This window comes from Ruminococcus flavefaciens (assembly GCF_900119075.1).
In the GTDB taxonomy this organism is placed as follows: domain Bacteria; phylum Bacillota; class Clostridia; order Oscillospirales; family Ruminococcaceae; genus Ruminococcus; species Ruminococcus flavefaciens_Q.
In genome coordinates this window covers 75,043-95,912 of the sequence record NZ_FPIP01000002.1, presented here as the reverse complement: position 1 = coordinate 95,912, position 20,870 = coordinate 75,043, and the positions used below count along the sequence as shown (strand labels likewise).

The window sequence follows — 20,870 nt, the reverse complement described above, 5'->3', positions numbered from 1 at the left end:
TGTGTAGGGGCGGCGTTTCGCCGACCATACATGACGTTTACGCAGACGGTCAATGGTCGTCCCTGCAAAACACAAAAGGCTTCACATAAAGTGAAGCCTTAAATATTTGTATTATCTATCAAACACCGTACTTAGCTGTAGCAACCGGAACACCGGGGCCCATTGTTGAAGTAACTGTGCAGCTCTTGAGGTAAGTACCCTTAGCAGCAACAGGCTTTGCCTTAACAACAGCCTCCATAAGTGTGTTGAAGTTCTCTTCGAGCTTAGCAGCACCGAATGAAGCCTTACCGATCGGGCAGTGAATGATATTTGTCTTGTCGAGACGATACTCGATCTTACCAGCCTTAGCCTCTGTAACAGCCTTTGCAACGTCAGGTGTTACTGTACCAGCCTTTGGGTTTGGCATAAGACCACGAGGTCCGAGAACCTTACCGAGACGTCCAACGAGTCCCATCATATCAGGTGATGCGATAACTACGTCGAAGTCCATCCAGTTTTCCTTCATGATCTTGTCAACGAGGTCCTGACCGCCAACGAACTCTGCGCCAGCGCCCTGAGCAGCCTCGTACTTGTCTTCCTTACAGAATACGCATACTCTAACTGTCTTACCAGTACCGTTAGGAAGTACAACAGCACCTCTAACCTGCTGGTCAGCGTGTCTTGAGTCAACGCCGAGACGGATGTGAGCCTCTATAGTCTCATCGAACTTAGCCTTTGCGTTCTTGCAAACGAGGTCGAGAGCCTCTGTGGAATCATACTGCTTAGCATAATCAACAGCCTTAGCGCTGTCAACATATTTTTTGCCGTGTTTCATTATATTTCCTCCTATTTAAGTGGTAATACCGAGAAGCTTATAGCTTACCCGATTAGCGGAATTTTCCTCCCACCAATAGAACTCTGAACGGGGATATCCCCACTTCATCATTCATTAAATTGATTAGTCAACAACTACAACACCCATTGAGCGAGCTGTACCAGCGATCATGCTCATAGCTGCCTCGATAGAACCAGCGTTGAGATCCTGCATCTTTGTCTCAGCGATCTTCTTGATCTGCTCCTTAGTGATGTTTGCGACCTTAGTCTTGTTAGGTACTCCCGAACCGCTGTTGATGTTGCAAGCCTTCTTGATGAGGACTGCTGCGGGTGGAGTCTTAGTGATGAACGAGAATGAACGGTCTGCGTAAACAGTGATTACAACAGGGATTATCATACCGATGTCGTTCTTTGTTCTCTCGTTGAATTCCTTTGTGAATGCCATGATATTAACACCGTGCTGACCGAGTGCCGGACCAACAGGTGGTGCAGGAGTAGCCTTTCCTGCTGCGATCTGAAGCTTAATGTAGCCAACTACTTTCTGTGCCATGTATTCGCACCTCCATAAATGTGGTAAATGGCGAGGCAAGAATTATTTTACCTCTCCCACTGAATCCATACTGCGGATTCTTTTTGACCTGAATTAGTCCTCCACCTTAACTACCTGATTGATAGGCAGAGTTGTGGGGGTTTCACGACCAAACATTGAGACAAGAAGGTCTACAGTGCGGTCGTCGATATTGATGTTCTGAACAACGCCGATAAATCCGTCCATAGCAGTACCCGAGATACGCACGCTGTCGCCCACCTTGAAGTTGACGGTAACGGTTGCGACTTCGAGACCGAAGAGCTTCTGAACTTCCTCCTCTGAAAGGGGTGTAGGCTCTGAAGCAGGACCTACGAAGCCTGTACAGCCTCTGGTATTTCTAACGACGTACCATGAATCGTCGTTCATGATCATCTTGACGAGAACGTAGCCCGGATAGGTCTTACGCTCTACTTCTTTGGTTTTGCCGTCTGTGATCTCAGTAGCTTTTTCGGTAGGAACTCTTACCTCTTGGATAAGTTCATGAAGCTTGCGGTTTTCTACGACCTTTTCAATATTCTGGGCAACCTTGTTCTCATAGCCCGAATATGTGTGTATAACGTACCACTTAGCTGCTTCTGACATAATATTCCTCCTGATTCCCTTAGAAATTAGCCTGCGTTATAGATGAGACGCAGTAAACCGAGAAAGCCCTGGTCGATAAGTCCAACGAGGATAGCTGAACCAACAATAACGCCTAGAACGACTGAAGTATTGTTGATAACTGTCTTCTTGGTCGGCCAAACCACTTTTTTGAATTCGACTTTGAGGTCCTTGAACCACTTGCGGATCTTTCCGCCTTCTTTTTTCTTCTCGGACTTCTTTTCTGACTTCTTCTCTGAAGTTGTATTCTTAGCCATAAAAATACTCCTTCCGATTACTTTGTTTCCTTGTGAAGAGTATGCTTTCTGCAGAATTTGCAATGCTTCATCATTTCAATTCTGTCCGGGTCATTCTTCTTGTTTTTCTTGGAAACATAGTTGCGCTGCTTGCACTCTGTACAAGCTAAAGTAACCTTTACTCTCATATCGGCACCTCCTGAATTAGTACTTCCTTTGTTACCAAAGGTAGGTTGTTTGCCTCCCTCGCACGGGGACAAAAAAATAAACCCCCAACGAGGTACTAACATTATAACATATATATTCCCGAAAGTCAAGCTTTTTTTCAAGTTTTTAGTGATTAGTGCATAGTGATTAGTGCAGCGGCACACATTGTGCTCCCGATGAATCATAATGCATAAAATCCGCTCCTTTTTGCCAGCCTTTAGCCGTTCTCACGGTGTTGACACACCTTGCCCTATATATTATAATGAATATAACAAATGTCAAAGGAGCTGATAATATGTCCGATAATATCAAGGTCTCGGTGATAGTCCCTGCACACAACGAAGAAAAATACGTGGAAAGGTGCATAGACTCGGTAAATCGAGCAGCAACCCGTGTTAAATGCGGAGTTGAGATAATCGTGGTGTGTAACAGGTGTACAGATCGTACCGCTGAGCTTGCACTTGCAAGGGGAGCTCGGGTAGTCACCGACGAAAGCCGATGTATAGCCACAGTCCGCAACACAGGCATTAAAGCCGCCCGAGGCAAGGTCATAATGACTATCGACTGCGACAACCGCATGACCGAGGACACTATCCGCGAGGTACTCGGTATGCTTAACAGCGGCAGGTATATCGGCGGCGGAGCGCCTCTGCGCTTCGAGCGTTACTCCTTCCCCTTATGGCTCAACGATATGATGTGCAGGGCAGGCTTTAAGCTAACGGGGCTGTACTGCGGCATATTCTGGGCGGAGAAGTCCACCTTTGAAGCTATCGGCGGATTTGCCGACAAAAAGGCAGGCGAGGATATCGCAACTGCCAAGAATATGCGAGCCTACGGCAAAAAGCTGGGCAAACGCTACGGCTGTCTCCGCAGGAACCACCTTATCAACTCCACACGCAAATACGACGATATGGGAGACTGGCTTTATTTCAAACTCATCTTCAAGAACGCAGTAGCAATGATAAAGGCGGCTCTCGGCGACCGCACCGACTATGACAAGCTCATGGACGAGCTCTTTTACGATTACAACGGCAAATAATCAGCTGTAATTCTTGGCGATTCTGTAGTCCACAGAGCCCGTGAAGGGATCGTATATGATGTCCTCGTTGTCCTTGTTGGCAACGATGTAGGAATTCTTGTAAAACAGCGGTATGAAGCTGTACTGCTCAAGGAGAGCCTTTTCTGCGGCGGCATAGCTGTCCACAAGCTGATTCACCGATGGGCACTGCATTATGCTCTCGAAGATGTTCAGGTCGCCCTTTGCGCTTCTAAGGCACTCGTTCTCATCAAACTCGCCAAACACAGCAAGTCCGCTGTTGAAATCGGCTTTCAGCGGATACAGAGCGATACTGTAATCGCCGTTGGCGATACGCTCGTTGAACTCCTTTGAGGTCAGGTCTTCGATGCCGATATAGATACCAAGGCTTTCCTGACAGCCCTGTGACAGCAAATGGAGATATCTCGAATCAACAGTGCTGGAGTCAACTATTATCTTTACACTTTCCACGGAGCTGATCTTCAGCTCCTCTTTTGCTTTTGCAAGGCACTGCACAGCCTTTTCCTTGTCAAGCATATCGAACTGCTTATCGGAAGCAAGATCGCGGTAGCTTCTGCCGAGGATATTCACAGCAGGCGGAATGATACCGTAGGCTATCTGCAGGTCGCTGTCAAGCTGACCTCTCAGAGCCTCCCTGTCCGCTGAAAAAGCAACTGCCTTGCAGAGCTCCTTGTTCGAGTAGAGCTTGTCCTTGGGATTGAAGATAAGTCCGAGGGTAGTTGCTTTCTGTCCGACAATGCTGTACTTTCTGGGATTGTAGCCGCCAACTTTCATAGCGGTGAAGCACTCGGTCTCCTCTTCCTTGAAGCACTGACGGACCTCAGCTTCGCTGTCCTGTATGGAGAAGCTGACAAAGCTGGGGAGCACCTCGTAGTCGTCACGCTCATTGGCGGTATTCTTGCGCATATATAGGATATTGTTGTTTCCGTAGGGATCGTAGAACCACTGGCGGACGTAAAAAGGTCCGTTGGACATTACCGACCTGTCATCGAGACCGTATCTGCCCTTGGTGGAAATGAAAAACTGCTCATTGCAGGGAAAAGCCGCAGGAGTTGTCAGAAGTCCGAGGAACTCCGCACATGGATATTCAAGCGTTATCTGCAATGTAAAGTCGTCAAGCGCCTCAGCACCTACAGCTTCGGTAGAATAGCCGCCCTCCATTACACGCTGACTGTTCTTTATGCAGGTGAAATCACGGGCATATGGAGAATGCATTTTCGGATCAAGAAGTCTTCTGAACGCAAAGACGTAATCATTGGCAGTTACGGGGAAATACTCGTCGTCGCCTATGGAATCGTCCTCATTTGTATCGAAAAACCAGTAGTTATCGTCTCTCAGGTTGAATGTATAGACACAGCCGTCCTCTGAAACTGTGTAGTCCTTGGCGTTGCAGCAGACGATACTGCCGCTCCTGTCCTTCATAACGAGACCGCTGTACAGATTCTTTATGACCGTGGCAGACGAGGGATCGCCTGCAAACTGTGGATCGAGGCTCCGTGGATTGCCTGCCAGCGCCGCTCCGTACATATGACCTGCGCCGCTGCCGCGTTTATCGTCATCGCCGCCGCAGCCTGTTATTCCGCCTGCTATCATAGCCGCACAGGCAGTAATTGCAATTATCTTTCTCTTTTTCACATTGTTCTCCAATCTTTCTCAGAAATGCATATGAATGGGATTCCAAAGGGACTGTGTTCCTTTGGCGGAGTCCAGAGGCAGCGCCTCTGGTGGGGCGTGGGGCAAAGCCCCGCAGTTACAAAGCGCTCCGCAAAGGGTGAATTGAAAAACAGTCCGGTGGACTGTTTTTCAAGAGGGAACGCCCTGCAAGTGAGGGCGTTCCCTGAAAGTCACATATTATCTAATGGAACGCCGAGAACGGCGTTCCCTACTCAAACCAAAATAGTCCCCCATAGAGGGGGACATTTTTGCTTTAATTCATGCTGACTGTTACAATAAATCCGTCAGCGTTATTTCCCGATACGGTATAGGTCTTGTTCGACGGAACAGGCACCTCTGTATCTCCTGTCGGATTTGCGGGAGCATAATATATCTGATAAAGCTTCTTATCGACTGTCACCTCAAGCGGTTCGTCCTTAGTATGCTCCTTCAGCTTGTTGATATACTCCTCAAGGCAAAGAGAATTCTGCTTCATATACATAGCGTGAGGAGCTCCCACGTATCTGTATGTATAATCTCTTGCACGCTCGCGGGTGTAATTTTCCTTACCCTCGGGGAAACGTACTACAAATCCGTATTCTGCGGCGTGCTCGTCGATATAGCTGTAAACGCCTGTAGGCGAATAGTAGCCCGAGCTTGAACCGTCAGACGGTGCGATTATAATGTCGAGCGACCTTCCCGTGTGGTAATCGGAATGTCCGCCCTGGAACTGTGAATTGCCGTTGTAGTACTTATCGTTCTGCTCCTCGGCAGTACGGTAACCGCCGATGACGTAGATATCGGAATTCTTGCTCTCAGCGTAAAACGCATTCATAAGAGCTGTAAACTGTTCGAGAGTCTCTTTATCGAGAGAAATAACTCTGTCGCTTACGTGGAAGGCAGTGCCGTCGATAACATCGTAAAGAACGGCTAAGTCGATATCTCCCTCAACGAACTTGTATTCGTGGTCGGCATTTACAAGAAGAAGATTTCCTGTATTTACATCGGCTGCCTTATGTATCTCGGTAGTATACTGAGATTCTGACGGTTTCTGACCGTCTGCTGTACCTGAAAGTATAGCATTTGTCTCAGTGCTTGATTCAAGCTTGTCTATAATTGACGATTGCTGGGTATTGTCTGCGGTTGTTGTCGTTGCCTTTGTATCGGAGTTTTTGTTCTTTTCCTTGCCCGAGCAGCTCTTAACGCATGAAGTAAGTATAACGATAAGTACTATCAGAACAAGAATAACCGCAACAAGTCTGTCATATCTTACTTTATATCTCTTTGACACCTTATCTCTTTTGCGGTTTCTTCGCTTATCTCCGTTAGTCATAAAACGAAATCGCTCCTTAAAGAATATTCGGTTTTATCGGCAGTGCCCGAGGCTCTGCCTGTCCTATATTTATGTGCACAAAGCAGTGCGAAAAATGTCGTAATCAACTTCTATTGAGTATTATATCACAAATTTTTGTACTTGTAAAGTGTTTTTTTTATTTTTTGCACTAATAATTTATAGATTATTGTAACATAGTGCACGAAGCGGTCTGAAATGTCCACAAAAAGCTGTGGTCAATCCGAGTTTTTCACTCTTCTTCTGTACTCTGAAGGGGTACAGCCCTTATGCTGCTTGAACTGCCGCATGAAATAGGACTCGCTGTCGTATCCGCAGGTCTCGGATATGGCAGTTACCGAAAGGTCGGTGTTTTTCAGAAGCTCCGACGCATGGATAAGACGGCTCTCTATGATGTCCTGTCTGAACGTTACGCCGAATGCCTCGAAATACAGGCGGTGGAAGTAGGTCCTGCTTATCTGCATATCCTCGCACATTTCCTCCACTGACCAGCTTGCAGTTGGATCGTCGTACACAGCCTGACGGATCTTTTTCAGCTCGGCATACCGCGGTATATTCTCCTTTGGATCAATATTGGCGCTGTCTGTGATATCGCTCATGGTGATGAATATGATACGCATGGAGAGCTCCATGAACTCGCTGAAATGCTTTCCGCGGTGCATGGACTGCGTCCTCATCGAGCGCAGAGTGCTGACGATAACGAAATCGTCCTTGAGCTCCACAGGGATATCCTGAGTGATATTCATAGAACTGATATACTGCCTGTCGGCGGCTGAGGTCTTGAAGCTCACAAGGTCATAGCGGAGCGGCTTGCCGTTTACGGAGCGGAAGCTCTGCTTGTAGCCGCTGGTAAGCAGGGCAACAGAGGACTTTGCAGTCTTCTTCTGCACTCCCCCGTCCATGTAGGAGACAGGCGTCCTGAAAAACAGCAGCACGGGATCGGCACCCATTTCACCGCCTAAAGCGGTGTCGCGCCTGCAATTGAGCAATATGCGGTTTATCTTCAAGTGCCTCACCCCTCTGCATTTTTATCAATACAAATCAAAGGGAACATCGCTGCCGATATCCCCTTTCTTATGTCATTCTGCGCTTTCAGCCATACGTACAGCCTTCATCATGATAGCGCATTCAAGGCGCTTCTTTTCCAGCTGGCATGATATCTTATGAGCAGTTCTGATATCGCCCATATACTGGTAATTATTGGCGTTGCAGCCGCCGCTGCAATAGAACTTTGCCCAGCACTCGCGGCAGTCGGGCTTTGAGTAAACGTGAGCCTTTGCGAAGTCCGCTTTCATCTCCTGATTAAAAGTGCCCTCGTCTATGTTGCCCATTTTGTACTCGTCGATACCTACGAACTGGTGACATGGGAAGATATCACCGTCGGGAGTGATAGCAACATAGTCGTTTCCGCAGCCGCAGCCTCTCAGACGCTTGATAGCGCATGGTCCCTGATCGAGGTCAAGCATGAAGTGGAAGAAGTTGAACTTCTTGCCCTGCTTCTCGTTTTCGAGAAGTCTCTGAGCCAGCTTTTCGTACTCGGCGAAAACTGTGGGGAGGTCTTTCTCTGTGAGGGCATAGATATCGTCGTCGCCCACAACAGGCTCAACGGATATCTGGTCGAAGCCTGCCTCGTTGAGAGCAAAAACGTCGTTGGAGAAGTCGAGGTTCTTGTTGGTGAATGTGCCTCTTACATAGTATTCCTTATCGCCTCTGCCTGCTACAAGCTTCTGGTACTTGGGGAGTATCATATCGTAGCAGCCCTGTCCGTTGGGGAGAACGCGGAAGTAGTCGTTTACCTCCTTGCGTCCGTCGATAGAGAGAACAACGTTGGACATTTCGCGGTTGATGAAGTCTATCTTCTCGTCGTCGAGGAGAAGTCCGTTTGTGGTGATAGTAAAGCGGAACTTCTTGTTGTACTCCTTTTCACGGCTTCTTGCGTACTCGACTACCTGCTTTACAACATTGAAGTTCATAAGAGGCTCGCCGCCGAAGAAGTCAAGCTCCAGATTCGGTCTGTCGCCTGAATTTTCAAGAAGAAAATCTATAGCGTGCTTGCCTGTCTCAAAGGACATGAGCTTTCTGCCCTTGCCGAAGTCGCCTGTGGAAGCGAAGCAGTACTTGCAGCGAAGCTGACAGTCATGTGCGATATTCAGGCACATAGCCTTAACGGGAGAAGCTACGGAGTACTGAGCGTACTTCTCGTAATCGTCCTCGGAGAAGAGTATCTTGTCGTTGTAGAGCTCCACTATCTCCTCATAGCACTCGCGGATATCATCGGGAGCATAGGATTTTGAGAGCTTATCCACAACTCCCTGCGGACATTCAGCCTCGAAAGGTGGCTCAACGTTGTCCAGCAGGTCGTATGTGAGCTCGTCCACCAGATGAACGCCGCCGCTGTTGACATCGAGGACTATATTAAGTCCGTTAAGCTTATATTTATGTATCATCTTCAATACCTCTATTCAAAAAATATGAGGCAGCATTTGCATACTGCCCCGACTTATCTTAGCCTTTAGCTTATCTCTCGCACTTCTGATTTGCAACTGTGCAAGAAGTCTTGCAAGCAGACTGACATGAAGCCTGACACTTGCCGCAGCCGCCCTTCTTAGCGGATTCCTTGAGATTAGCCTTATTGATAGTCTTGATGTGTTTCATTTTTGTGACCTCCATAGGTTTTAACGGTATTCACCGCAGAATACTTTATAATATTATACCATACATTGAAGTACAATGCAATAGTAATTTCAAATAATTTATTCTTTTACCGATATCACTCTTCAGGTCCGAAGATACTGTCGTAGACAAAGTTGTAGATATCGATATAGGTATTGGCTGTATAGTGGAGGCCGTCTGTTGTGCCGTAGCCGTTCCACACAAGATATGTATATGAATCAAGGAAGGTTATCCTGCTGTCCAGCCCGTCGCGGAGAGCATTGTTGAAAGCTTCTATCCTGCCGTTGAGGTAGGAATATCCGCCGTCGCAGGGATTTACCGCCATTACGATGACCTTGTTGTTGTCAAGGAACTCATCGGGCAGACCATTGTAAAGTCTGAGATAAGCGCTGCTGTCAAGGTCGTTTACTCCGAGGTTGATAATTACCGTCTTATCGCGAATCTGGCATATCTGGTCATAGTTGTTCCTAAAGAGACCGATACCAGCACCGACCTTAGCGATGTTGTCAATAGCGACGCTGCGCGAAAGTCCCACTGTACGTGAATCTCCCACCCAGAACCACTCTTCGTACTCGCTGTCGATACGCGGAAGGACGTACTCGAAGCTGTCCGCTTCTACTGCCTGCTGGATCTCTGTAGGCTGAGGCTGTGCCGCCGCCTGCTCTTCAGCTTTCTGTTCTTCCTCTGTGTTTCTCTGCTTGATGCCGTTTTTTTCAAGGAAGTCGGTAAAAATAGCTCCTTCATCGCTCACTGATACCCAAGCATAATAAGAAAGTATCATTGAAGCGTCAATGGCGTCCAGCTTGCCGTCGCCGTTGAAGTCGCCTGCCGATTCCTCATACGAATAAAGAGGACTTTCATGTCCCGAAGAAACTGCCGCATATGCATCAAGAACGCTTGAAGCGTCCCTTGAGTCCACCGTACCGTCGCCGTTCACGTCGCCGATCATAAAAAGACCTGCTTCTCCGTGGGCGGGCAGAGCCGCTGCATTGACAGCGAGCACCGCAGCCGCGGCAAGGCTCATAAGCGTCTTCTTTTTCATAGATTTACTCCTTTTCACTGGTCAAGCTCAATCAGAAGCTCGAAATCAGCATCGATCCTCTGTTTAAGCTCTTCGATCTCGGCACACTTACGATTCATAAGCTCGTAATCTGTATAGACCTCCTCCTTGCCGATCTCCTCGGTAAGCGAGTCTATCTGCGCCTGCAGATCGTCGATTTCCTTTTCAAGGCGTCTCATTTCGTTTTTTCTCGCAGCGTCAGCGCTTCTCTGCTGCTTGCTGCGATAGTTTTTAGCAGATTTTTCTTTAGCTGCCTCCGCAGCCTTCTGCTGTTTTTCGGCTTCGAGAGCCCGTCTCTCCGCCGCCTGCTCCTCACGGAGCACATCGAGATACTTATTGAAGCCATAATTATGAAGCCGATAGCCTCCGTCGGTAAGCTCGATAAGTCTGTCAGCGATCTTGCTTAAAAGGTAGCGGTCATGGCTGACAAATATGACCGTACCCGTATATTCAGCCAACGCCTCCTCGATAGCCTCTTTTGAACTGAGGTCGAGATGGTTGGTAGGCTCGTCGAGAATAAGAACATTGCCGTGCTCCTGCATCATTATAGCGAAGCAGAGCTTGGCGCGTTCGCCGCCGCTGATGACACCTGTCTCCTTGAACACGTTCTCGCCGATAAGGCGTACCTGTGCAAGCAGGCTGCGCACCTCCAGATCTGACATGAGAGGATAGCGGCTGTGGAGCTCCTCCATTACCGTGAGCTCTTTATTAAGGTTTGTACTTTCCTGCTCGAAGTAGGAGATTTTAATATTGCTGTTCCAGCGTACAACGCCTTTATGTGGGAGCTGCTCCTGTATTATGCGGAGCAGAGTTGATTTTCCGATACCATTGTCTCCGATGATACCCACCTTTTCGCCCCTGCGGACTTCAAAATCCAGAGTATCAACGAGAGTTTTTCGTGCAGCGCCCTCTCCTACGGAGATATCCACGCCCTTGACCTTGAGCACGTCTATAGGCGGCTCAACGGCGTATGTGAAGCGTATCTTCGCGTGTTTTGTGTCGTGGACGGGACGTTCCACACGTTCTATCTTTTCAAGCTGTTTTCTGCGGCTCTGAGCCATTTTCGTAGTCGAAGCACGAACGAGGTTCTTTGCCACATATTCCTCCATATGAGCTATCTGCTTCTGCTGTATCTCATATTCCTTTTCGCGCCGCGCGTCGTTTTCCTCGCGCTGGCGGACAAAGGCGGTATAATTTCCTCTGTAGCGTGTGAGGACTCCCCTCTCTATCTCGCAGATAGAGGTGCAGAGCCTGTCGAGGAAGTAGCGGTCATGGGAAACTATCAGCACCGCGCCCTTGTAGGAGCGGAGATAGTCCTCAAGCCACATTATCGTCTTGAAATCAAGGTGGTTGGTAGGCTCGTCAAGAATGAGCAGATTGGGCTCTTCAAGAAGGAGCCTTGCAATGCAGAGACGAGTTTTTTCGCCGCCGCTGAAGCCCGACACGGTACGCTCCAGCTCCTCGCCCGAGAAGCCCATACCGTTCAGCACCATGCGTATCTTCACATCGGTGTTGTAGCCGTCGTTGGCCTCAACCCATGAGGAGAGCTGCTGGTACTCGTCCGCAGCGGAATTATCGCCCATTTCTATTTCAAGCTCTATCTCGCGGAGTCTGTCGATAGCACGATGTATCGGAGCAAATACGCTTCTCATCTCGTCGATGACGGTATTCTCGGTATTGAGACCGCCCATCTGTTCGAGATAGCCCACCGTGGTCTTTGCCGCCATTGATATGACGCCGTCCTTTTCGGTGAAGCGGTCAGGCTCAACGGAGCCTGTGAGAATTTTCAGAAGCGTGGACTTGCCGCAGCCGTTGTTGCCCACAAGGCCTATCCTGTCGCTCTCGTCAATGGAGAGTGAAACATTTTTCAGCACCTGATTCCCGTTATAGAACTTGTTTACATTCGTTAAGCTTGCAAGCATTGTGAATTTCCTTTTTTCAGCTGATATGCACAAGCAAGTTTTCACATTATTGTGCATACTGCAAATATAAATGCAGCCAAAGCATTGTCAGTCAACAAAATACCCAGCATACATATACCAACATAATACCATTTTTACACTGAAATGTCAATGGTCACGGTCAATAAAACGCCGCCGCGATTTCAAGCGCTTTTATGCATATTTCATTAAAATCGCCTATTTTTCGGACGTTCACGGATAAAATAGAAAAATCTCCCGAGGGGGTGGGAGATTTTTCTGAGGATTAAAAGATATAAAGGATTGAGGGTATTAAGCTTGTCCTGTGTTCAGCTTCTAAAGCTGATGTTCCGTGCGAAGTGCCTAATCTCCGAAACGGAAATAATAACCCCTGAAAGGCATAATCGGTAATTCGTTTACACCTTCTTCATATATTATACATTATCTGAGCATAAATACAATGAAAAATACTATCCTTTTCAGAAGATTATTTGTAATTCTCATGACAAATATATAAAATCATCTTGCATTTGGCACCAAACTATGATACAATAGTACATATAGAGCCGTTAGCTATTTGTAGGGGACGCCGCCCTCGGCGTCCCGATGTATGGCGGATATTATCCGTCCATTAAGGGACGCCTTCTCTTGCAAGGCCCCCTAATCGGGTTCGTCCCCTCTGTCCTACGGACATCTCCCCATCTTATGGGGAGTCACTCCGCCAAAGGAACACAGTCACTTTGGAATCCCGTTCATAGGCTCAGCAAACAATAACGGCTAAAGGCTAAACGCGAAAGGAGAGATACTATGAGCCGCAGGATACTTATAGGTGTGGTCATCGCCGACTGCCATATAGACTTTCAGAGCGAGATACTGCGCGGCATAATCACGCAGGCTTTCAAGAGCAACTGCGATATCGCAGTAATTGCGCCCCTCCATGACTTCTCCGTCCGCTCCGTCCACAAGGACGCCGAGCGCTCCGTCCTCGACCTTATACTCTCCGACAGCATCGACGGTATCATCTACGACAGGAACACCTTCCACGACGAGGACATCTGCCACCATATCGACAACCTCTGCAAGCGCTCGGAAAAGCCCGTCATGCTCCTTGATTACAACGACCACAAGAGCTTCGAGACCACCTCCGTGGACGACCGCGAAGCCTTTGAGACCATAACCGACCACCTTATCAACGTTCACGGCTACAAAAAAATATACTGCCTGACAGGTCCGAAGAATACATTCAGCGGCGAGGAGCGCCTTGCAGGCTATAAGTGCTCCATGAAGAAGCACAATATTAATATAGGTAAGGACTGGACGGAATACGGCGACTTCTGGACAGAAGCTCCCAAGCGCTATGCAAAGCGTATTTTCAGCGGCGAGCTGGAGCGTCCCGAGGCTATAGTCTGCGGAAACGACGTTATGGCTATAACCCTCACCAAGCTTTTCACAGACGCAGGAATCAGAGTTCCCGAGGATATAGCCATTACAGGCTACGACGCTTCTATCGAGGGCTACCAGTCCTCACCATCTATCACCAGCTACAGCCGTCCTAATTTCCAGCTTGGCGCGGAGGCTCTCAGACGTCTTTACCGCATTATCACAGGAAAAATATGCAGCAAAGTCCCCAATGAAAACGGCGAGCTCCGTCTGGGCGAGAGCTGCGGCTGTACCGAGAATCCCGGACTTCGCCACAGCATACAGCGTAATATAAGCATAAACAGCCGCTTTGAGACGCAGCTTCTCTACGGCGATATGCTCTTTGATATAACAAATGCGGATAATATCCACACTTTTGCCGACAGGCTGGATAATTACACCTACTTCCTGCATAAAATGAGAAGAGTGAGGATATGTCTCACCAAGAGCTACGTGGACGCCACCGTGGATAAAAACGCCGAGGAACTAAGTTTCCGCACAGGCGACCAGATGAAGGTAGTTCTTGCGAAGTCCGCTATCTGGCGTGAGTCCGAGTCCAACGGCTTTTTCAGCTCGTCGGATATACTCCCCGATTACAGCGAGGAGCGCAGCTACCCCTCCGCATTCTTCATCTCTCCCCTGCACTACAACAATAACTTCTTCGGCTACTGCGCAGTTTCCTTCGGCAAGGAGCCCCGTTCGTTCAGCTCACTGTACCTGAAATGGATAAACTACGTAAACGTCGCCCTTGAACAGGTTCGCATAAAGGCTATAATGAACCGCACTATCCTCAACACCAGCAAGGCTCTGCTCTACGACCACCTGACAGGACTTCTCAACAGAAGCGGAATCGAGCAGGAGTTTGAAACCAAGCTGTCGGCGGCTTCGGGCAACCGCTTCATCGAGTGCATGACCTTTGAGCTGGGCGGACTGAAAAAAGCCTACTACCAGAGCGGCGAGGAAAAATCCAACAGCATTATGGCGGCATTCGCCAAGAAGCTCCGCTCCTGCATACACGGGCGCGAGATATGCGGCGCATGGGCTTCGCAGACTCTATGCGTTATAAGTCCCGAAAGCAACAGGGTTTCCACAATATACGAACAGCTCTGCGGCAAGATACGTGAAACTCAGTTCAGCAGTGAGGAAAACTGCAATATTGACTTCACAGTGGGAGTTTGCAGCCTTGAGCTTGACAGCTCCTCAGACCTGTCCGAAGCCATGTATAAGGCAACCGTGAACCGCGTGTACACCTACACCATTTCCGAGCCCACATCAAATCCCCAGTTCGAGAAGCTCTGCCTGCTCCGCAACAGGATAATGAAGAACCCCGAGCTGCCATGGAAGATAAGCGAAATAGCGGAAAGTCTCTACCTCAGCAAGAGCTACCTGCAAAAGATATACAAGTCCTACTTCGGCAGGAGCATTATCGAGGAAATGATACAGTTCCGCATAGACAACGCAAAAACTCTGCTGGCTCAGACGGATATGACCGTTACGGAGATATCCCGTGAGTGCGGCTATTCATCGTATAACTACTTCGTCCGCCAGTTCAGGATGTGCGAGGGCTGCTCGCCGTCAGAATACCGCGACGAACAGAAAAGAAAGGCTGTTGAACATGAAAACTGATACTAAAGCTGAAGTTATCCTCATGAAATGCCCCGAAACTCAGAAGATATACGGAGTAAGAGTGGAGGAATGGCAGGGGGACTGGTTCAGGACATGGGCTTTTCCCGTTGACGTAAAAAAAGCCTCACACGAAGGCTTCGACAAGAATAAGATAAGAGGTAACCTCTACCCTGCCGACGAGTACAACGGCTGTCCCTACTGCAAGTCTGTCTGCTTCGTGCAGTGTACACGCTGCGGAAAGCTCAGCTGCTGGAACAACGAGGAGCGTATCTCCTGCGCATGGTGCGGACTCACAGGCGATGTTTCCAGAATTGAGGACGAGGTCGACGTAAAGGGCGGAGATTATTGATATAATGATAATTATCTAAAGGGACGCCTTCTCTTGCAAGGCGTCCCTCTCCCGAAAACAATTCACTGGATTGTTTTCGGGATTCACCCTTGCGAGGCGCCTGTCGAAATCGGGGCGCTGCCCCAAACCCTGCAAGGGCTGTCAGCCCTTGACCTGACCAAAGGAACACAGTCCCTTTGGAATCCCCTTATTAGTATCATCATATTTTTGCAAGACGTCAAACTCATTTTTATCAAGGAGGCTATCCTCAATGAACAGAGATAAGGTCATTGTCAGAACCAGCCTTATCGGTATTCTGGCAAATGTGTTCCTTGCGTCATTCAAGGCTGTAGTAGGCATACTCAGCTCCTCTATCGCTATCATACTGGACGCCGTAAATAATCTCAGCGACGTAATGTCCTCGGTGATAACCATTATCGGCACTAAGCTTGCACAAAAACGTCCCGACAAAAAACACCCCTATGGCTACGGCAGGATAGAAAATCTCAGCACCTCGCTGATAGCCGTCATAGTTCTATACGCAGGCGTTACCTCCCTTGTGGAGTCCATAAAGAAGATAATCCACCCGCCTGTGCCCGATTATTCCGCCGCCGCTATAATCATAGTTGCTTCGGCAGTTGTGGTAAAGATACTCCTCGGACTTTACGTCCGCAGAAAGGGCGAGAGCGTAAACTCCGACTCGCTTATCGCTTCGGGCAAGGACGCCCTGCTGGATTCGGTCATCTCGGCGGCGACTCTCCTTGCGGCTATGATATACCTTATATTTGATATCAGAACAGAAGCATGGCTGGGCGCGGTCATATCCCTTGTCATTATCAAATCAGGTCTGGAGATTCTGGGCGACAGTCTCTCCAGCATCATCGGAAAGCGTATCAGCAGCGAGCTCTCCAAGGAGATAAAAAATACCGTCACCTCATTCCCCGAGGTTCAGGGCGCATACGACCTGATTCTCCACAGCTACGGTCCCGACCTGCTTATAGGCTCGGTGCATATAGAAGTTCCCGACACTCTGTCAGTTGCGGAGCTCGACAAGCTGGAGCACCGCATTACGGAAAAGACCTTTGTGGAGCACAATGTTATTCTTGCAGGTATAAGCGTCTATGCCGTAAATACTCAGAACGACCACGCTTCGCAGGTATACAGCGATATCCGCAGGAACGTCATGTCCCACGAATATGTCTTGCAGATTCACGGCTTCTATCTTGACGAAAAGCGCATGACGATACACTTCGATATCATCATAGACTTTGCCGCTCCCGACAGCGAGGAGCTCTATGAGCATATCCTCACCGAAACTCAGCAGGCTTACCCCGATTACAGCGTAAGTATCACGCTTGATACCGACGTCAGCGACTAAAAAAGCCGCCACGGTGTAAAGTTGAGAGTTTAGAGTTAAGAGTTGAAAGTTGTGGTGTCGCCTTTGGCGACTTATTTGAATAAAATGAGCAAAGCGAATACATTAACTCTCAACTCTCAATTCTCAACTCTCAACTTAAAAAAAGTCCAGCAAAGCTGGACTTTTTTTATTTCACTTCTGCAATTGTAACGCCGTCCTCGCCCTCGCCGAACAGTCCGAGCCTGTACGACTTTATGGACGGGTGGTGCTTCAGACGATTCTGGACTGCCTGTCTGAGAAGTCCCGTTCCCTTGCCGTGGATAATAGTCACGGTGGAGATATTGGACATTACCGCCTGATCTATGAATGCGTCAAGCTGAACCAGTCCGTCGTCGCAGGTACAGCCGCGGATATCAAGCTCCATTTTGCCCCTGCGCTCAGCCTTTACGCCTATCTTGTTCATCTTTCGTGCAGGACGTATGGACTTGTTGCCCACAGTGACCTTTTCGGGCTCTTCAAGGCGCAGTCGGGATATGTTCATCTTGGTCTTCATAACGCCCATTTGCACGAATACGAAGTCGCTGCCGTCGGGTTCGCCCGAGATTATACCCTTGCGCTGCAAGTCAACAACGTACACCGTATCGCCGCGGCGGAGCTTTCTCGGCAGCACGTAGCCCTCGTTGGGATCACGCTTCTCCACGGGATTTGCCGTATCGTACATCTTGTTGAAGCTCTGCTTCGTTTTGGACTTCATGCCCGAAACGTTGCTGCTGAAATCCTTTTTATCCTTTTCCTTGCGCAGTCTGTCAAGCTCGTCAAGAAGCTCGTTGGACTCCGCCTTTGTCTGCTCGATAATGGTCATTGCACGAAGTCTCGCCTTTTCAAGCTCCTCAGCCTTTGTTTTTTCCAGCTGTTCGCGCTCCTTACGGATAGTCTCCTCGTGCTCAGCCGTTTCGGCTCTCAGGCGGGATATCTCCTCTTTCTGGCGTTCAAGCTCCATACGGCTGGCTTCAAGCTTGCCGATAACCTCTTCAAGACGGGTATTGGCTTCGCTTACCCTTGACTTAGCGTCAGCGATTATATCCGACGGCATACCCAAGCTCTCGGATATAGCGAAAGCGTTGGACTTACCCGGAGAGCCCACGATAAGCTTATATGTCGGTCTCAGCGTCTCTATATCGAACTCGCAGGAGGCGTTTTCCACGCCCTCGCTGTCTATTGCAAATACTTTCAGCTCCTGATAATGAGTAGTCACCATTACCTTTGCGCCGCTCTCCATAAGACGGCGGATAATGGATATGGCAAGTGCCGCGCCCTCCACGGGATCAGTACCCGAACCAAGCTCGTCAAGAAGCACCAACGACTGCTCGTCGGCAGTTTTCAGTATCTCGATGACCTTGTTTGTATGAGACGAGAATGTGGAGAGGTTCTGCTCAATGCTCTGGCTGTCGCCTATATCCGCAAGGATATGGTCGTAAACGGAGATCTTGCTGCCGTCTGCAACAGGGATAAGAAGTCCGCACATTGTCATAGCCGCCAGAAGTCCCGCAGTTTTCAGAGATACGGTCTTACCGCCTGTATTCGGACCTGTGATTATCAGCGCCTGATAGTCCTCGCCAAGACTTATCTCCACGGGAACAGCCTTGTTCCTGTCGATAAGGGGATGTCGAGCCTTTTTCAGGTGCATAGTGCCGTCGTCTGTTATCTCTGGCAGTGAGCAGTTCAGCTTTGCCGCTAAATTTGACTTTGCAAAGTAGAGGTTCAGCTCAGTGCAGACCTTGTAATTCTCGGCAAGTATATCCGCATAGTCGCCGCAGTCGCGGCAGAGCTGACGGATAATGCGTTCTATCTCCTCCTGCTCCTTGGCTTCAAGGAGACGGATATCGTTATTGGCTTCGACGATAGCCATAGGCTCGATGAATATGGTCTGTCCCGTAGCCGAGGTATCATGTATAAGACCGCTGACCTGTCCGCGGTACTCCGATTTTACGGGGAGAACGAAACGTCCGTCACGGATAGTGACATTCGCCTCCTGCAAGTACTGCTGAGTGGTCTTGTTCTTTATCATCTTATCGAGAGTTTCGCGGAGCTGCATACCTGCGCGGTTTATTTTACGGCGTATTGCAGCCAGCTCGGGACTTGCGGCGTCGGCTATCTCGTTCTCCGAGATTATGGAGCGCTCCAGCTTTTCAAGCAGCCAGTCGTTGGGCTGTAGTCTTGAAAACAGGTAGCTAAGCTCCGTTTCCATGTTCTCGCAGTGAGCGTACCAGTCCGCAAGAGCCTTTATCTGGCGAAGCATTGCTCCTATATCCATAAGGTCGCGGAGGGATATGACAGCTCCCTGCTTTGCCCTTGCCGCAACCGAGCTTATATCCTTGAAATTGCTGAAAGGCGGAGTGCCGAACTGCACCGACAGTGAAAGCGCCTGCGATGTTTTGAGACATTCATAGCGAACCCTCTCTAAATCGTTGTCAGGGCGGACTGCTAAAGCCATGCGGCGTGTTTCTTCATTTGAAGTCAGCTCCGCCAGCATTTCCAATATTTTGTCCAGTTCCAGTGTTTGTAAGTATTTATCCATGTTTTATCCTTTACTTAAAAAATGCGCCTGTTCCGTTCTGAGCTATTTTCTTGAAGGCAGTTTTCATTACCGCCTGCTGCTCGGGGCGAAGATTTGATATCGCCTTGATTATGGACGGATAGGACTTTAGCTTTGCTATCTCCTTCAGCGTCTCCTTATCGGGGGCGCGGAGTATCTCGAACAGAGCGTCGGAGAATATCTGTCTCTCGGTATCGCTGAGGTCCTCAAGCATACCCGAAATTGCTCTGTTTATGACGTCTCCCGACTTTTTCAGTCTGTCGGCAAGGAGGAAACGGTTGCGTTTGAGCTCCCAGTTATAGGCATAATGCTGCTTGATACCGATAGCGGAGTTTTTAACGATAGTCGGATCAGAGCCGCTGCCCAGCAGCATTCCCACGATAGAAGCCTCGGGGATAAAGCTCCTTATTCTCGGCAGCATTTCCTTGTATGTCTCGGAATTGAGTATCTCATCACGGAAGCCCGGTCCGTCAAAGGAATATATATTAGTTATGCGCTTACGTATGCTCTCATCGCAGAAAAGAGAGCTGTATATAGCGGAATTTCCGCCTTTTGAGTGTCCGCCAACTCTTATGGGACATTCGCTGCCCTCAAAGGCGTGATTGAGGTAGCTGATAGCCCTCTCCTGTCCCGAGGTCATCTGCATATAGCTTATGGTGAAGTCCTCTTTCCAGCCGATTACCGAGCCGTCAGTGCCGCGGAACGCCGTAAAGCCGCTGCCGTCTCCGAGCCTGTAGGTCAGAGCTGCGAACTGCATATCCTCGGCATGCTGTTTCTCGCTGACATAGCCTCTCAGCATAGTACCGCGGAAACGTCTTGACTCCGCAAGCTTTCTGAAAAGCAGATTATCCTGCTCGAAGGTAAGTATGGTCGATTTCGGATCAATGAGGTCAGGTCGGTACCTGCGGTAAGCGTCGGGGATAGAGATCTCCTCATCGAAGCTGTCTGAAACTGCGCCGTCAAGGTTAACGTAGCACAGCTGAGAAAGAATAAGACCGTCTATTTCATTGAATGGATCAGCAGAAAAAGGAACATCGCCGCGCCAGTCAAGATAATCAAGAATATTTGCCAGAATACCGCCCCCTGTAAGAAGTTTAGCTAAGCTGATCTATCGGTGAAAACCTTTCTGAAGAAAGGTTCCCTCTGACGGAGGCGCGCCCCTCTGTCCTTCGGACATCTCCCCGCACTGCGGGGAGTCACCCCGAACCCCTTTCCAAAGACTTTTAGCTGATTTTTTCTATGACAGAACCCCTTTTGATTACTAAAAACGACAAGTTATTATGGGGTTCTGTCATAGAAAAAATGAAATAACGGTCCTTGAAACAGGTACGAAATGACCTTATTCAAAAGGTCCACTCAATAAATCAATTTGCTATACAACGATTA

Annotated in this window: 18 protein-coding genes; 4 read left to right on the top strand and 14 right to left on the bottom strand. The window is 48.8% G+C overall.

Translation table 11 applies throughout. From position 1 onward, the window contains the following. Positions 1-118 precede the first annotated feature (118 nt). The 5 genes from rplA to rpmG form a co-directional block, all read right to left on the bottom strand. On the bottom strand, positions 119-814 hold the full coding sequence (gene rplA, locus BT105_RS03245; RefSeq protein ID WP_072299398.1) for a 50S ribosomal protein L1: 696 nt from the start codon (positions 812-814) through the stop codon (positions 119-121). Positions 815-937: 123 nt separating this feature from the next. Then, complete coding sequence (gene rplK, locus BT105_RS03240) at positions 938-1,363, bottom strand: 50S ribosomal protein L11 (RefSeq protein WP_028516219.1); 426 nt, start codon at positions 1,361-1,363, stop codon at positions 938-940. Positions 1,364-1,456: 93 nt separating this feature from the next. Continuing rightward, positions 1,457-1,984 (bottom strand): transcription termination/antitermination protein NusG, encoded by a 528-nt coding sequence (gene nusG / locus BT105_RS03235; protein ID WP_024861793.1) that lies wholly within the window; start codon positions 1,982-1,984, stop codon positions 1,457-1,459. A 26-nt stretch (positions 1,985-2,010) separates the two neighbouring features. Then, complete coding sequence (gene secE, locus BT105_RS03230; protein ID WP_072299397.1) at positions 2,011-2,259, bottom strand: preprotein translocase subunit SecE; 249 nt, start codon at positions 2,257-2,259, stop codon at positions 2,011-2,013. 17 nt (positions 2,260-2,276) lie between these two features. Next, positions 2,277-2,426 (bottom strand): 50S ribosomal protein L33, encoded by a 150-nt coding sequence (gene rpmG, locus BT105_RS03225; protein ID WP_009984160.1) that lies wholly within the window; start codon positions 2,424-2,426, stop codon positions 2,277-2,279. A gap of 314 nt (positions 2,427-2,740) precedes the next feature. Here rpmG and BT105_RS03220 point away from each other — a divergent pair, with 314 nt between their 5' ends. Then, on the top strand, positions 2,741-3,484 hold the full coding sequence (locus tag BT105_RS03220) for a glycosyltransferase family 2 protein (RefSeq protein WP_072299396.1): 744 nt from the start codon (positions 2,741-2,743) through the stop codon (positions 3,482-3,484). Here BT105_RS03220 and BT105_RS03215 read toward each other — a convergent pair whose 3' ends face one another. The 7 genes from BT105_RS03215 to BT105_RS03185 all read right to left on the bottom strand — a co-directional run bounded on the left by BT105_RS03215 (position 3,485) and on the right by BT105_RS03185 (position 12,161). Continuing rightward, positions 3,485-5,137, bottom strand: coding sequence for a peptide ABC transporter substrate-binding protein (locus tag BT105_RS03215; protein WP_242940077.1), 1,653 nt, complete (start codon positions 5,135-5,137; stop codon positions 3,485-3,487). A 292-nt stretch (positions 5,138-5,429) separates the two neighbouring features. Further along, a complete protein-coding gene (locus BT105_RS03210) occupies positions 5,430-6,488 on the bottom strand; it encodes a M15 family metallopeptidase (RefSeq protein WP_072299394.1) in 1,059 nt (352 codons plus the stop codon). 236 nt (positions 6,489-6,724) lie between these two features. After that, complete coding sequence (locus BT105_RS03205) at positions 6,725-7,513, bottom strand: helix-turn-helix domain-containing protein (RefSeq protein WP_072299393.1); 789 nt, start codon at positions 7,511-7,513, stop codon at positions 6,725-6,727. Between the two features lie 72 nt (positions 7,514-7,585). Continuing rightward, complete coding sequence (gene scfB / locus BT105_RS03200) at positions 7,586-8,953, bottom strand: thioether cross-link-forming SCIFF peptide maturase (protein WP_072299392.1); 1,368 nt, start codon at positions 8,951-8,953, stop codon at positions 7,586-7,588. Positions 8,954-9,023: 70 nt separating this feature from the next. Further along, entirely contained in the window at positions 9,024-9,161 is a 138-nt protein-coding gene (gene scfA, locus BT105_RS03195; protein WP_009985845.1) for a six-cysteine ranthipeptide SCIFF, read from the bottom strand. Positions 9,162-9,276: 115 nt separating this feature from the next. After that, positions 9,277-10,221 (bottom strand): dockerin type I domain-containing protein, encoded by a 945-nt coding sequence (locus tag BT105_RS03190; RefSeq protein WP_072299391.1) that lies wholly within the window; start codon positions 10,219-10,221, stop codon positions 9,277-9,279. A gap of 14 nt (positions 10,222-10,235) precedes the next feature. Then, complete coding sequence (locus tag BT105_RS03185) at positions 10,236-12,161, bottom strand: ABC-F family ATP-binding cassette domain-containing protein (protein ID WP_072299390.1); 1,926 nt, start codon at positions 12,159-12,161, stop codon at positions 10,236-10,238. Positions 12,162-12,965: 804 nt separating this feature from the next. On the opposite strand from BT105_RS03185, the gene BT105_RS03180 reads away from it, so the two are divergent. From BT105_RS03180 to BT105_RS03165, 3 genes are all read left to right on the top strand, one after another. Beyond that, on the top strand, positions 12,966-15,203 hold the full coding sequence (locus BT105_RS03180) for a substrate-binding domain-containing protein (protein ID WP_072299389.1): 2,238 nt from the start codon (positions 12,966-12,968) through the stop codon (positions 15,201-15,203). Beyond that, positions 15,193-15,552: a TerY-C metal binding domain-containing protein gene (locus BT105_RS03175; RefSeq protein WP_037325233.1), complete on the top strand. Its 360-nt coding sequence runs from the start codon at positions 15,193-15,195 to the stop codon at positions 15,550-15,552. The genes BT105_RS03180 and BT105_RS03175 overlap by 11 nt, the downstream gene beginning before the upstream one ends. A 250-nt stretch (positions 15,553-15,802) precedes the next feature. Further along, on the top strand, positions 15,803-16,909 hold the full coding sequence (locus BT105_RS03165; RefSeq protein ID WP_072299387.1) for a cation diffusion facilitator family transporter: 1,107 nt from the start codon (positions 15,803-15,805) through the stop codon (positions 16,907-16,909). A 166-nt stretch (positions 16,910-17,075) separates the two neighbouring features. On the opposite strand, the gene BT105_RS03160 is transcribed toward BT105_RS03165, so the two are convergent. After that, positions 17,076-19,466, bottom strand: coding sequence for an endonuclease MutS2 (locus BT105_RS03160; RefSeq protein ID WP_072299386.1), 2,391 nt, complete (start codon positions 19,464-19,466; stop codon positions 17,076-17,078). 10 nt (positions 19,467-19,476) lie between these two features. Then, positions 19,477-20,328 carry an Mbeg1-like protein gene (locus BT105_RS03155; protein WP_278289560.1) on the bottom strand — a complete coding sequence of 284 codons (852 nt, stop codon included), beginning with the start codon at positions 20,326-20,328 and terminating at the stop codon, positions 19,477-19,479. Between the last annotated feature and the right edge of the window lie 542 nt (positions 20,329-20,870).